Genomic DNA, 12,766 nt, shown 5'->3' with positions numbered 1-12,766 from the left:
ATGAGCTGGCTTGTTGAAGAACATACAACTAATCCACATCAAAAGTTAAAGGAATTGTTACAGAGTAAGGATATTTTAGCGGTTGTTGGGGTTTTTAACCCAATAAGTGCCCTGATAGCACGCCAGGCAGGTTTCGAGTGTTGCTATCTATCAGGTGCAGCATTGACTGCTAGTCTTGGTATGCCAGATTTGAGTTTGATTGAGTTAAATGAAGTAGCAGCAATGAGTACCTATATTTACAGGGCAAGTGGTTTGCCTATGATAGTGGATGTTGATGTGGGCTTCGGTGAAGCTTTAAATGTTGCAAAGACAGCTAAAACTATGCAAGAAGCAAAAGCCGCTGCTATACAAATTGAAGATCAAGAACTTCCAAAAAAATGTGGTCACCTATCCGGTAAACGTGTAGTAGAAACGCAAAGAATGGTGCAAAAAATCAAAGCTGCAAAAAAAGTAGCAAAGGATTTGCTCATTGTAGCAAGAACTGATGCTAAAGCGGTAAATGGTCTTAAAGATGCCATTGATAGGGCTAATAATTATATTGAAGCAGGCGCTGATATTATTTTTCCAGAGGCATTAGAAACCAAAGAAGAGTTTAGAGAATTTGCCTTAAATGTTAAGGTTCCTTTATTGGCTAATATGACGGAATTTGGTAAAACTCCATACATTTCGCTTGAGGAATTTAGGGATTTGGGTTACAAGATAGTAATTTTTCCTGTAAGCGCTCTTCGTGCAGCAAATTATGCTATAAAGAAAACATTTGAATATATTAAACAAAATGGAACACAAAAAGGAATTTTAAATCAGATGCAAACAAGGCAAGAACTTTATGAACTGATAAAGTACAGTGAATACGAAGACTTTGACAAAACAATCTTTGGAAAACAATTATGACACCCAAAAAAGGAGGTATAATATGAAATTCAAAGAAAAATTAAAAGAAAAAGTCGAAATTCAAAGGGAGGAGGTTACTAAACTTTTAAAAGACTACGGTGATGTAAAAATAGGGGATATTACTATTGCTCAAGTCATTGGTGGCATGAGAGGGTTAAAGGTCTTGGTTACAGATATTTCTTACCTAGACCCATTTGAAGGTATACGCTATAGGGGCTACACTGTAGATGAAGTGTTAGAAAAGCTTCCAAAACCTAAAGGAGCAGAAATGCCATACGATGAAGCTCAGTTTTACCTTTTAATGACCGGCGATATCCCAACTGAAGAAGAAGTGCGAGAAGTAATTGATATTTTTAAAGAAAAACGAAAAGTTCCAAATTATGTTTATAGGGTTTTAGATTCAATGCCTCGCGAAGCACGCCCCGATGTGATGCTCGCAGTTGCTGTAGGTACCATGCAGCAAGAATCTGTGTTTGCCAAAGCATACGCAGAAAATAAAATTACAAAACAAAACGCATGGGAGTATATGTTTGAGGATGTTTTAAATTTGCTGCCAAAAATTCCTATGATAGCTGCTTATATTTACAGACTAAAGTATAAAAACAACGAACAAATACCTCAAAACCCTGATCTGGATTTTGGTGGCAACTTCGCTTATATGATGGGTATAGATAAACCGTATGATGATTTTTCGCGTCTTTACTTTATTTTGCTTTCTGACCATGAAAGTGGAAATGTCTCGGCTCATACCACACACCTTGTTGCTTCTGCATGGGCTGATGCGTATTACTCTTTGGCAGCGGGAATAAATGGTCTATCTGGGCCTTTGCATGGTGGGGCTACACAAGAAGCTCTAAAGTGGTTTCAAGAATTGCTTAAAAAGCTTAACAAAATTCCTACAAAACAAGAGTTAGAGCAGTTCTGTTGGGATACTTTGAATGCAGGTCAAGTAATACCCGGTTATGGTCATGCGGTATTAAGAAAAACAGATCCAAGGTTTGTTGCCCAGCTGGAGTTTGGGGAAAAACATTTACCAGACGATCCATTGTTCCAACTGGTATCTTTACTTTATGAAGTGGCACCAGATATACTAACCAAGCATGGAAAAGCAAAAAATCCATGGCCAAACTGTGATAATATAACAGGCACTATTCAGGCTTACTATGGAGTAAATCAGTACGAATTTTACCCAGCGCTGTTTGATATTTCTCGTTCTATGGGCGTACTATCTAATATTACATGGGACAGAGGTCTGGGTTATCCAATTGAGCGACCAAAATCTGTAACTATCGAGATGCTCAAGTCAATTTCACGCCAAGACACTATAAAGAAGACGTGGTTTTAGGCTATATCTTCTTTGTTACATTTGTAGACTTTTGCGAGGTGTACAACAAAATATTTTGGCACGCACTTAAAAAATAGAACGATTTATGCTTATTAGAAGGTATTAGGTAAAGCGATGTTTTATAAGTTAAATATTATTGTAGTATTATATCTTCTTCTCTCACCTAACCTTCTTTATGCAAAAGACAATCTCTTATGTAAAACTTACAATATTACAAGCAATGATGTTGCTTCCTATCCCAAATTTGTATGGCAAAATAAAGATTATACAGCAGGCGTAGTTGTCTTAATTGCAGGTAGTTTGCTTATCGACAAAAGCGTAAGAACTTATGTAATAAATCATCAAAACAATACCGCAAAAAACCTTGCTGATGACATAAAACCTTTTGGAAACGGTTATTATATGTTCCCAGTTGTTTCTATTTTGTCACTTTATGGATATTTAAGTGACAATTCAAAGCTTATGGATGCATCTTTAACATCGCTTGAGTCTGGTTTTACTGTTTTTTTTATAATTAGTTGTGTGATAGTAAGCGCTTCTTATGGCACGGTTTTAAATAATTTATCCCTAGGTAATGCTTTTGAGTTTTTTCATTTTAGCTTTTCAAATTACTCGCCTTCAAACGGCCAGAGAGAAACCGCCAACCTTTACGGTATTTTTCTAAAACCGAAGTATAAAGTTTCCAAGTTATTTTACATAAGCAGCATTCTTAATTTTGCATATGGGTATGGTAAATCTACTGATAGCAATTCAAATACACTTTCTTCTTTTCATTACAGCCACAGCTATATTTTGGTTGAAGTTCATCCAGGCCTTAAAGAAGCATATAAAAAGTTTGTTTTTTAAAGAGTACCTCATTGGTGGGTGGCAGGAACTTAATGTGTATAAAAAAGCATCCTATGATGGATTTATTTATCGATCAATTACTCAAGGTGGCACTATAATTCTTCTGATGTGGTGTATATCTAGCAGAATATGCCTGCCTGCGAACCATCGTGCAATTACCATACGTTGGGAGCTATAATAGGGATTGGTTACAAATTTTAAGTCCTACATAGATAGCTTAAAAAATATATACAGCAAAAATAAAACAGTGGGCCTTGCCTTGGGCGGAGGTGCTGTATGGGCAACTTCGCATATAGGTGTACTAAAAGTATTAAAAGAACACGGCATTAAAATAAACGCGATATCTGGTACATCTGCAGGCAGCATTATAGCAAGCCTTTATGCATTTGGTATATCCATAGAAGCAATAGAAAATATAGCTTTAAACTTGAAAGTATCCGATATCTTTCATTGGAAGGTATCGCGCATGGGACTATCCAGTACTCAAAAGATTAAACATTTGATAAAAAAGCATATTGGGAGTGCAAAGGTAGAAGATGCACTACTGCCGCTTTTTATCCCAGCAACCGACATTGTTGATTTAAAGCCTGTGCTAATGCAAAATATGCCAGTATACGAAGCTGTAGCGGCAAGCTGCGCTATACCCGGCATTTTTTCTCCCGTTGTAATAAATTCAAGAATGTACATAGATGGATCTCTATTTGTTGACGTACCGTGCAAGATACTAAAGCTTCAAAAATTTAATCTCGTCATAGGTGTTGAGCTGACAGATAAAGGCTTGGCGAACAAAGAGCCAAAAAATATTTTCGAAGTAATAACAAAGAGCCTGCAAGGTTTAATAAACGAAACTCAAAAGGAAAGACTAAAATATGCAGATATCATAATTTCACCTGCAATAGAAACAATAGGCAGGTTTGAGTTGGATAAAGTACCAATTCTTATAGACAAGGGACAAGAAGCTGCTTTAAAAAAGATCAACGAAATAAAAAAGAGAATCAACTTAAGATAAAGTAGTGAGTGTAACTTTCTTTATCAAACCTCCGGTGCATGCAAAAGAAAAAATATCTGTTGGATGTTTTTAGAAAATGTTGTTAAAAAAGAAAAAAGGTAGGTTTACATAAGACTTTAGAAACCCCTAAAATTAAAAAATCAGTTATTTTTTTATGCTACCAATGGTGCATTTTTATTGTGTTTTAGCGCTTTTTGATTGCACTTGACATTTAGACATACAGGGACAAACGGAGGCAGATGGAGATATTCAATAAAATGATCAAGAATGTGACAACAAAAACCTACCATTACGAAAGCGTTGAGGAGCTCAAAAAACATTTGATGAGCTACTTGCTTTACTACAGCCATCAGAAGGAATTGAAGGACTTGAAATTTAAAGCACCTTATGATATCATACAAAAAAGCTTAACTCAAATCCTGAGCTTTTTTAAAGACAACCCACGTACCAGAAGTTTAGGGGACTAAAGAGTTTTACAAATATGGATGTAATATACCCACAATTATAATATAATGACTCCGTAAAAAGGTTTTTTAAAATTAATAAGGTTTTGTCGGGTGGCTGCCAGTGAGCAAAATTTTGTTTTTTCTTATAAACAAATGGGGAGTCAGAGAAAGGAAGATATTACAAAATGCATAACCAGGTGAAGCTATTGAAAAGCCAAAGCCTGAGGTTATAGAAAAAATGATGAAAAACATTGAAAGCGATATAGAGAGCGGAAAAATACTTGTTTGATTAAAAGAGTTTAATGAGAATTAAAAAATTTGCCCGATGTCCGATAGTTTTTAAACGTTGAAGAAAAATCAACTTCGATAACCATTGAAATTAGCTTCGTAACAAGCTTTTTAATGGTGCCGAGGGTGGGAATCGAACCCACACGGGAGAAACTCCCAAGGGATTTTAAGTCCCTTGCGTCTACCAATTCCGCCACCCCGGCAAATAAGCACGTAGCTTTGGAGGCGGCACCCGGATTCGAACCGGGGATCTGGGTTTTGCAGACCCGTGCCTTAGCCACTTGGCTATGCCGCCAGTTGGGTCTGTTTATAAAAAAATGGAGCGGGAAACGGGACTTGAACCCGCGACCCCAACCTTGGCAAGGTTGTGCTCTACCAACTGAGCTATTCCCGCTTAACACAATACTATTTATATAAAAATTTTTTCACTTGTCAATAGAAAAAAATATAATAAACATTTTTACATATTCTCCACAGCTAGACCAATTCTTATTCCACCCCAATGTTTGCCTTCAATAAACACAGGCACGCCAATATCGCTTATTATTTCGCCTGTGTCTCTTGGGTAGGTTTGTATAATTAGACTATCCGTATTTCTTGCAACATTTAATCCCACTAGATCGTTAAATATTCTCATAGAACGATTTCCTGCGAGATCTTTTTCGTAACTGCCTGTAAGTGGTTTATCATATATGGAATTGTGTGATGCTACATAGCCATTGTTGTCTGTAAACAGTACGTATCTAAAATTTGGGTTTATGCTTAGATACTTGTCTTCAATAGGCTGGATGTGCTGCTTAAAAAAGTCTGTGAATTGTGTGCGGTATTTTTGTGGGTTTGTGTTGGATACTGGCGCATAGTTTCTATCCCAGATCCCAGATGATGAAATTATGCCTTTTTTGACTGCATTTTCAATTGTATTTGTCATTTCTTTGGCGCACTTGTTTGCAAGCTCAACGATTGTTTCTAGCGGGTTTCCTACTTTGACTTTCTTTAGAATATTTGCAGACTGCTCTGCAATTTTGCTTAAATCCAGGCTCTTTGAGCTTACATTGTCAAGGCTGTTTGATATCTCTTTAACTGAATTTGCGAGGTATTCTACCGTTTGGGCTACTTCTTCAATGGAGCTGGATTGTTCTTCTGTGGCTGCAGTTATTGTATTTATCATATTGTTTGCCTGGTTGATCTTTTGTGCAAGGTTATCAAAAGAAACAAGCATCTCTTCTACTGACTTTGTATTCTGCTCAATGGTGGATCTAATCGCTTTGTTTCTTTCAACAAGTATGTTAAAGTTGTCTGCAACAGAGTTTATAGTGTTTTCTATCTCTTTTGATTGTTTTTGTGTTTGCTCTGCAAGCTTTCTAATCTCATCTGCAACTACAGCAAAGCCTCTGCCGTGCTCACCTGCACGGGCCGCTTCAATGGCTGCATTCAAAGCAAGAAGGTTTGTTTGGTTTGCTATGTCGTTAATAATATTTACTATAGATAAAATATCATCTATTTGAGCATGTAAACTCTCCATAGACTGCTTGTTTTCGTTTAACACTTCAATTGAATTTTGAGATGTCTTGCTTATGTTTTGCGTTGTTTTAATTGTTTGTTCACTTATAGCGTTTACTTCTTCCATAAATCTGACAAAATCTTCCATGTTATGTGATATGTCGCCTATGGCTTTTGTAGAATCGTTCATAGTTTTGTTTATTGCTTCTAGGTTGTCTTTAGTTTCATTCATATGGTGTGTTATATTTTTAAGCTCAAAGTTGAATTTAGCGTTAAAAACGGAAGTTTTTGTTGCATTTGTAATAAGCTCGCTAAAGATGGATTTGGAAAAACTAACAAGCGTATTTATAAACTTGCCCAGTGAAGTGCAAAAACCTGGAACGCTATAGTCTTTTGTTAAGTCATATACATCAGACTTTGTAATTTTACAAAATTCATCAGCTGTTTGTTTTGTGGGTTTTATGATAAGCACGTAATAGTACCAAAAGTTAACTAAACCAAAAATTAACGTAGCAGCACTAAAAGTATAAACGAAGTACATTTGGACAAAGCTGCCCAAAAGAGCATAGGCTAAAATACCACCTACAAAATACAAAATAAAAGTTAAAATAGTAAAACTTGCTAATTTTTTAACCATTACTACCTCCCTGTTGCATAATATAATTAAACAACTTTTTTGTCAAATTTGCATTTACAACGCAAATATTTTGTTTTATAATTTTTTAGCTTTAGAGGTGGAGGTTTTTAGTGAAAGGCATAATTTTAGCGGGTGGCTCTGGCACAAGATTGTACCCGGCTGCAAGCAGTATTTGCAAGCAACTTTTGCCAGTGTATGATAAACCAATGGTATATTATCCTTTGTCAATTTTGATGCTTGCTGGCATAAGGGATATTTTGATTATATCTACACCGAAAGATACACCAAGATTCAGCGAGTTGTTCAAAGATGGTGCGCATTTAGGTTTAAATATTTCTTATGCTACGCAAGAAAGGCCACGGGGCTTAGCGGATGCATTTTTGGTGGGAGAAACTTTTATAGGCAACGATAATGTGTGCTTGATTCTTGGCGATAATATTTTTTATGGACAAGGCTTATCCTATCTTTTAAGAAAAGCAAAAACCATTACAGAAGAAGAGCGCAACGCGGTTGTTTTTGGCTATTATGTAAAAAACCCACAAGACTACGGCGTATTTGAATTTGATAAAAATTTTAATGTGGTAAGTATCGATGAAAAACCTCAAAAACCCAAATCAAACTATGCAGTTGTAGGTTTGTATTTTTATGATAATAGTGTAGTAGAAATAGCAAAACAAGTAAAACCATCCTGGCGTGGCGAGCTAGAAATTACAAGCGTAAACCAAATTTATTTATCTATGTCTAAACTAAAGGCTATAACATTAGGACGAGGCTTTGCGTGGCTTGATACGGGCACGTTTGATAATTTACTAGAAGCAAGTCAGTTTATACAAACCATAGAAAAAAGACAAGGCTTAAAAGTAGGCTGCATAGAAGAAGTTGCTTATAAGATGGGCTATATCAATAAAGATAAACTTTTAGAATTAGCTCAGCCGCTTAGAAAGTCCGGTTATGGAAATTACCTTATAAATATAGTGCAAGGAGAAGCAAGTAATGAAGAAGATGCTGATTAGTGGTGGGGCAGGTTTCATTGGGAGTGAATTTGTACGCCAGGCTATACTTGAAGATTTTGAGATAGCTGTAGTTGATAGTCTGACATACGCTGGCGATTTGAAACGTATTGAGTCTGTAAAAAATAATTTAAAGTTTTTCAACTGCGATACAAGTGATCTTGAATCGCTTCAAGAAGTATTTAAACAATTTAGGCCCCAAATAGTTGTGCATTTTGCTGCAGAAACACATGTTGACAGAAGCATACTTAACCCTCACATTTTTATCAAAACAAATATAATTGGCACTCAAAATATGCTTGAGTTGTCAAAAGATGCTTTGTTTATTAATATTTCAACAGATGAAGTATATGGTGATTTGTCGGAAAATGACGCAAGTTTTAAAGAGGATTCATGCCTTAACCCCAGTTCTCCATATTCAGCAAGCAAAGCCGCCCAAGATATGCTTGCAAGGGCCTATGCTAGGACCTATAATACGAATGTTATAACAATTCGGCCATCAAATAATTATGGACCCTGGCAATATCCAGAAAAACTTATTGCCGTTGTAATTTATAAAGCGCTTCAAGATGAACCTATTCCCATTTACGCAAAAGGAGAAAATATCAGAGAATGGACATTTGTTGAAGATTGTGCGAAAGCAATTTTGGGTATAATTAGGCAAAAAAACGCAAATGAAGTGTATAATTTGGGTAGTTCTATTGAAAAGCCCAATATTGAAGTTGTAAAATCAATACTGGCTTTACTGAATAAACCCGAAAGTTTAATAACATATGTAAAAGATAGACCAGGTCATGATTTTAGATACTCGCTTGATTCAAGCAAAATTAAAAAAACAATCAATTTAGCTTTTACAAACTTTGAAGAGGGTATAGAAAAAACAGTTAAATGGTATATTGATAATCGAGATTGGTTATTTAAAAAAACAAAAGAATTAAAAGATTATTGGCAAAAGGTTTACCAGGATAAAAGTTAGAAGTGAAATTTTTAAAGAGTATGTTTGACAATTTTTAAAATATATGTATAATCGTTCTTTGCTTGCTGGCGTAGCTCAATGGTAGAGCAGCTGACTTGTAATCAGCAGGTTGGGGGTTCAAGTCCCTTCGCCAGCTCCATCTAAATTGCTGCGGAGAGGTTCCCGAGTGGCCAAAGGGAACAGACTGTAAATCTGTCGGCTATTGCCTTCGGAGGTTCGAATCCTCCCCTCTCCACCATTTTAAATAAAAAATAGGCGGGAATAGCTCAGTTGGTAGAGCGCAAGCCTTCCAAGCTTGGGGTCGCGGGTTCGAGTCCCGTTTCCCGCTCCAAAATAGTTAAAGAAAGTGATTGCCTATGTAGCTCAGTTGGTAGAGCACTTCCTTGGTAAGGAAGAGGTCAGCGGTTCAAACCCGCTCATAGGCTCCATTTAAGTTTAGGAGGTTTCCATTATGGCAAAGGAAAAATATGTTCGTACCAAACCTCACGTAAATATTGGTACAATTGGACACGTTGATCATGGCAAGACTACTTTAACTGCAGCTATAACAAAGGTTTTATCAAAAAAAGGTTTTGCAGAGTTTAAAGATTACTCTCAAATAGATAACGCTCCAGAAGAAAGAGAAAGGGGTGTTACTATCAATACTTCTCATGTTGAGTATGAGACATCCAAAAGGCACTACGCACATGTTGATTGCCCAGGGCATGCTGACTACATAAAAAATATGATCACAGGTGCAGCCCAGATGGACGGCGCAATACTTGTTGTTTCAGCAGCAGATGGTCCAATGCCACAAACAAGGGAGCACATTTTGCTTGCCCGCCAGGTTGGTGTGCCATACATTGTGGTATTTTTAAATAAGATAGACATGGTCGATGATCCAGAACTTATAGACCTTGTAGAAATGGAAGTAAGAGAGCTACTTTCCAAATACAACTTCCCAGGCGATGATGTACCAGTTATAAGGGGCAGCGCACTAAAAGCATTAGAGTCTGATTCAGATAATGAATGGACTAAAGCCATAGAAGACTTAATAAATGCGGTAGATGAATATATCCCAACACCGGAACGTGATTCAGCTAAACCATTCCTTATGCCAATCGAAGATATATTCACAATCTCTGGTCGTGGCACTGTTGTAACAGGTAGGGTAGAGCGCGGTGTAATAAAGACAGGCGATGAAGTAGAAATAGTAGGTCTAAAACCCACACAAAAGACCGTTGCAACGTCTCTTGAGATGTTTAGAAAGATACTTGATGAAGCATTACCTGGAGATAACGTAGGCGTACTCTTAAGAGGTACAAAGAAAGAAGAAGTAGAACGCGGTATGGTCCTTGCAAAACCAGGCTCCATTACACCACATACCAAATTTAAAGCTCAGGTATACATTCTAACAAAAGAAGAAGGCGGCAGACACACACCATTCTTTAATGGCTACAGGCCACAATTCTACGTAAGAACAACAGATGTAACAGGTACAGTTGTTCTCAAAGAAGGTGTAGAAATGGTAATGCCAGGTGATAATGTGGAAATGGAAGTAGAACTAATTGCTCCAATAGCACTTGAAAAAGAAACAAGATTTGCTATAAGAGAAGGTGGTAAAACTGTTGGCGCTGGTGTAGTAATTGAGATTATGAAGTGAGGCAAAAATGAGAGAGATAGTGTATCTTGCTTGCAGTCAATGCAAAAATAAAAACTATACAAGCACAAGGGATAAAAAGAAATCAAAGGATAAGTTAGAGTTAAGGAAGTATTGCCCACATTGCAATACGCATACTATACACAAAGAGGTAAAATAGGTCAGTAGCTCTAATTGGTAGAGCGGCGGTCTCCAAAACCGCATGTTGGGGGTTCGAGTCCCTCCTGGCCTGCCATATATTTTTATGTTTGAAAAAGTTAAAAGTTTTTTAGAAGAAGTTAAAGCTGAGATTAAAAAAGTAGTTTGGCCAAAAAGAAGAGAAATTATGACAGCTACTATTGCTGTTATAGCTTTCTCTTTTGTGGTATCAATATTGCTTGGGTTATTAGATTTTATATTTTCATATGGTTTAGAAAAATTATTTAGATAGTTTGGTGATAAATGCTAGAAGATCAAGATTTTAAATGGTATGCTGTACACACACAGGTCGGTCAAGAAGAAAAAGTAAAAAATATGATACTAAACAAGGCAAAAGAAGCCGGTCTAGAAAGTGATATAGCAGAAATCTTAGTGCCCCAAGAAGAAGTTATAGAGGTAAGAAAAGGCAAAAAGGAACTTGTGAAAAAATGTATGTATCCTAGTTATGTGTTTATAAAATCTAGAATGAATGTTAGTCTGTACAATACTTTAAAAAGGTTACCTCTTGTAACTGGTTTTGTAGGGTCTAAAAATGAGCCTATACCGATAGATGACAACGAAGTTAAAAAAGTGATTGATAAAATTAATCAGGCAAAAGAAACGCCACGTTTGTCGATTTCGTTTGAGCATGGTGAGAAAGTCAGGGTTGTTGAAGGGCCATTCTCAAACTTTATGGGTACTATTGAAGAAGTAGACATTACAAAAGGTAGACTTAAAATATTAATTAGTATTTTTGGCAGACCAACGCCTGTAGAATTAGACTACAATGAAGTTGAGAAAGCATAAATAAGGAGAAAACTATGGCAAAGAAAGAGTTAGTTACGCAGGTAAAATTGCAATTGCCAGCTGGCAAAGCAACGCCAGCCCCACCAGTTGGTCCAGCGCTTGGACAACACGGGCTTAACATAATGGATTTTGTTAAAAAGTTCAACGATGCAACGGCAGATAAAGGTGAGACAATAATACCTGTACTTATAAATGTTTATAAGGACAGAAGTTTTGATTTTATATTAAAAACACCGCCGGCAAGCGTGTTGATCAAAAAAGCATTAGGTTTACAAAAAGGTTCAAGCAATGCACTGAAGGTTAAAGTTGGTAAGTTAAGTAAAGAAAAATTAGAAGAAATTGCAAAAATCAAGATGCCCGATTTAAACACCAAAGACTTGCACAAAGCAATGAAAATAGTTGCAGGTACTGCTATAAATATGGGTGTCGAAATGCAAGATTTTTAGATAAAGAGAGGTTAGAAAATGGCAAAGCACGGCAAAAAATACACACAAGCGTTGGGGAAATACGATTTTTCAAAAGAATACGATTTAGAAAATGCAATTAGCTTACTTAAAAACATAGCGTATGCCAATTATGATGAAACAGTAGAGATTCATACAAACTTAGGCATCGATCCAAAACACGCAGAGCAGCAACTAAGAGGTACTGTGTCGTTACCAAAAGGGACAGGTAAAACTCTAAGGGTTTTGGTTTTTGCAAAAGGTGAAAAAATTAAAGAAGCCCAGGAAGCAGGTGCAGATTTTGTTGGCTCTGATGATTTTATAGAAAAGATTCAGTCTGGCTGGATGGATTTTGATAAAGTTATTGCAACACCAGATATGATGGGTGCTGTGGGTAAGATTGGTAAAATTTTAGGTCCAAGGGGTCTTATGCCAAACCCAAAAGTTGGAACTGTAACATTCGATATAGCAGGAGCGGTTAAAAGAGTTAAAGCAGGCGAGGTGGAGTTTAGAAGCGATAAAACAGGTAATGTTCATTTGATAGCTGGAAAAAAATCTTTTAACGAACAAGATTTGCTTGAAAATATAAAAACAATTTACGATACTATATTAAAAGCAAAGCCTTCAACCGCAAAAGGTAAGTATATAAAATCATTTTATTTATCAACCACGCACTCGCCCAGCGTTAAGGTAAAGCTACAAGCAATTTAAAATAAATTTTAGAGGTCAAAGATAGTGGGTAGCTGGTGTGC

Annotated in this window: 14 protein-coding genes and 8 tRNA genes; 18 read left to right on the top strand and 4 right to left on the bottom strand. The window is 36.5% G+C overall.

Features of this window, described 5'->3' with window-relative positions; all coding sequences use genetic code 11:
* The 5 genes from prpB to DESAMIL20_RS07920 all read left to right on the top strand — a co-directional run bounded on the left by prpB (position 1) and on the right by DESAMIL20_RS07920 (position 4,558).
* Positions 1-891, top strand: a complete 891-nt coding sequence (gene prpB, locus DESAMIL20_RS07940) for a methylisocitrate lyase (RefSeq protein ID WP_086034292.1) — start codon at positions 1-3, stop codon at positions 889-891.
* Positions 892-913: 22 nt separating this feature from the next.
* The gene (locus DESAMIL20_RS07935; RefSeq protein ID WP_086034291.1) at positions 914-2,236 is read left to right on the top strand and encodes a citrate (Si)-synthase; all 1,323 of its coding nucleotides are present in this window, start codon (positions 914-916) and stop codon (positions 2,234-2,236) included.
* Between the two features lie 114 nt (positions 2,237-2,350).
* The gene (locus tag DESAMIL20_RS07930; protein ID WP_086034290.1) at positions 2,351-3,082 is read left to right on the top strand and encodes a hypothetical protein; all 732 of its coding nucleotides are present in this window, start codon (positions 2,351-2,353) and stop codon (positions 3,080-3,082) included.
* 184 nt (positions 3,083-3,266) lie between these two features.
* Positions 3,267-4,091 carry a patatin-like phospholipase family protein gene (locus tag DESAMIL20_RS07925; protein WP_086034289.1) on the top strand — a complete coding sequence of 275 codons (825 nt, stop codon included), beginning with the start codon at positions 3,267-3,269 and terminating at the stop codon, positions 4,089-4,091.
* A gap of 239 nt (positions 4,092-4,330) precedes the next feature.
* Positions 4,331-4,558: a hypothetical protein gene (locus DESAMIL20_RS07920; protein WP_086034288.1), complete on the top strand. Its 228-nt coding sequence runs from the start codon at positions 4,331-4,333 to the stop codon at positions 4,556-4,558.
* 382 nt (positions 4,559-4,940) lie between these two features.
* Here the strand turns inward: DESAMIL20_RS07920 and DESAMIL20_RS07915 are convergent.
* The 4 genes from DESAMIL20_RS07915 to DESAMIL20_RS10700 all read right to left on the bottom strand — a co-directional run bounded on the left by DESAMIL20_RS07915 (position 4,941) and on the right by DESAMIL20_RS10700 (position 6,962).
* Positions 4,941-5,028: transfer RNA gene (locus tag DESAMIL20_RS07915), tRNA-Leu, on the bottom strand.
* Positions 5,029-5,045: 17 nt separating this feature from the next.
* A tRNA-Cys gene (locus DESAMIL20_RS07910) sits at positions 5,046-5,120 on the bottom strand.
* A 23-nt stretch (positions 5,121-5,143) separates the two neighbouring features.
* Positions 5,144-5,219: transfer RNA gene (locus DESAMIL20_RS07905), tRNA-Gly, on the bottom strand.
* A 66-nt stretch (positions 5,220-5,285) separates the two neighbouring features.
* Positions 5,286-6,962, bottom strand: coding sequence for a methyl-accepting chemotaxis protein (locus tag DESAMIL20_RS10700; RefSeq protein ID WP_086034287.1), 1,677 nt, complete (start codon positions 6,960-6,962; stop codon positions 5,286-5,288).
* Between the two features lie 110 nt (positions 6,963-7,072).
* Here DESAMIL20_RS10700 and rfbA point away from each other — a divergent pair, with 110 nt between their 5' ends.
* The 13 genes from rfbA (at position 7,073) to rplA (ending at position 12,725) form a co-directional block, all read left to right on the top strand.
* A complete protein-coding gene (gene rfbA / locus DESAMIL20_RS07895; RefSeq protein WP_086034286.1) occupies positions 7,073-7,975 on the top strand; it encodes a glucose-1-phosphate thymidylyltransferase RfbA in 903 nt (300 codons plus the stop codon).
* Entirely contained in the window at positions 7,956-8,948 is a 993-nt protein-coding gene (rfbB, locus tag DESAMIL20_RS07890; protein ID WP_086034285.1) for a dTDP-glucose 4,6-dehydratase, read from the top strand. The genes rfbA and rfbB overlap by 20 nt, the downstream gene beginning before the upstream one ends.
* 64 nt (positions 8,949-9,012) lie before the next feature.
* Positions 9,013-9,087 (top strand) — tRNA-Thr (locus DESAMIL20_RS07885).
* A gap of 13 nt (positions 9,088-9,100) precedes the next feature.
* Positions 9,101-9,186, top strand: a tRNA-Tyr gene (locus DESAMIL20_RS07880).
* 17 nt (positions 9,187-9,203) lie between these two features.
* Positions 9,204-9,279, top strand: a tRNA-Gly gene (locus DESAMIL20_RS07875).
* Between the two features lie 21 nt (positions 9,280-9,300).
* Positions 9,301-9,376: transfer RNA gene (locus DESAMIL20_RS07870), tRNA-Thr, on the top strand.
* Between the two features lie 23 nt (positions 9,377-9,399).
* Positions 9,400-10,590 (top strand): elongation factor Tu, encoded by a 1,191-nt coding sequence (gene tuf / locus DESAMIL20_RS07865; RefSeq protein WP_086034273.1) that lies wholly within the window; start codon positions 9,400-9,402, stop codon positions 10,588-10,590.
* 7 nt (positions 10,591-10,597) lie between these two features.
* On the top strand, positions 10,598-10,747 hold the full coding sequence (gene rpmG / locus DESAMIL20_RS07860; RefSeq protein ID WP_025391441.1) for a 50S ribosomal protein L33: 150 nt from the start codon (positions 10,598-10,600) through the stop codon (positions 10,745-10,747).
* Positions 10,746-10,822 (top strand) — tRNA-Trp (locus DESAMIL20_RS07855). Before rpmG ends, DESAMIL20_RS07855 begins: the two co-directional genes overlap by 2 nt.
* A 9-nt stretch (positions 10,823-10,831) precedes the next feature.
* Positions 10,832-11,017, top strand: coding sequence for a preprotein translocase subunit SecE (gene secE, locus DESAMIL20_RS07850; RefSeq protein WP_086034284.1), 186 nt, complete (start codon positions 10,832-10,834; stop codon positions 11,015-11,017).
* An 11-nt stretch (positions 11,018-11,028) separates the two neighbouring features.
* Complete coding sequence (nusG, locus tag DESAMIL20_RS07845) at positions 11,029-11,571, top strand: transcription termination/antitermination protein NusG (RefSeq protein ID WP_086034283.1); 543 nt, start codon at positions 11,029-11,031, stop codon at positions 11,569-11,571.
* Between the two features lie 14 nt (positions 11,572-11,585).
* Positions 11,586-12,017: a 50S ribosomal protein L11 gene (rplK, locus tag DESAMIL20_RS07840; RefSeq protein WP_086034282.1), complete on the top strand. Its 432-nt coding sequence runs from the start codon at positions 11,586-11,588 to the stop codon at positions 12,015-12,017.
* A gap of 18 nt (positions 12,018-12,035) precedes the next feature.
* Complete coding sequence (gene rplA / locus DESAMIL20_RS07835) at positions 12,036-12,725, top strand: 50S ribosomal protein L1 (protein ID WP_086034281.1); 690 nt, start codon at positions 12,036-12,038, stop codon at positions 12,723-12,725.
* Positions 12,726-12,766: the final 41 nt, after the last annotated feature.

The sequence above is a fragment of the Desulfurella amilsii genome, from assembly GCF_002119425.1.
GTDB classification, from domain to species: domain Bacteria; phylum Campylobacterota_A; class Desulfurellia; order Desulfurellales; family Desulfurellaceae; genus Desulfurella; species Desulfurella amilsii.
Note: the sequence above shows the minus strand (reverse complement) of the source record. Positions and strands in the feature narration are given on the sequence as shown.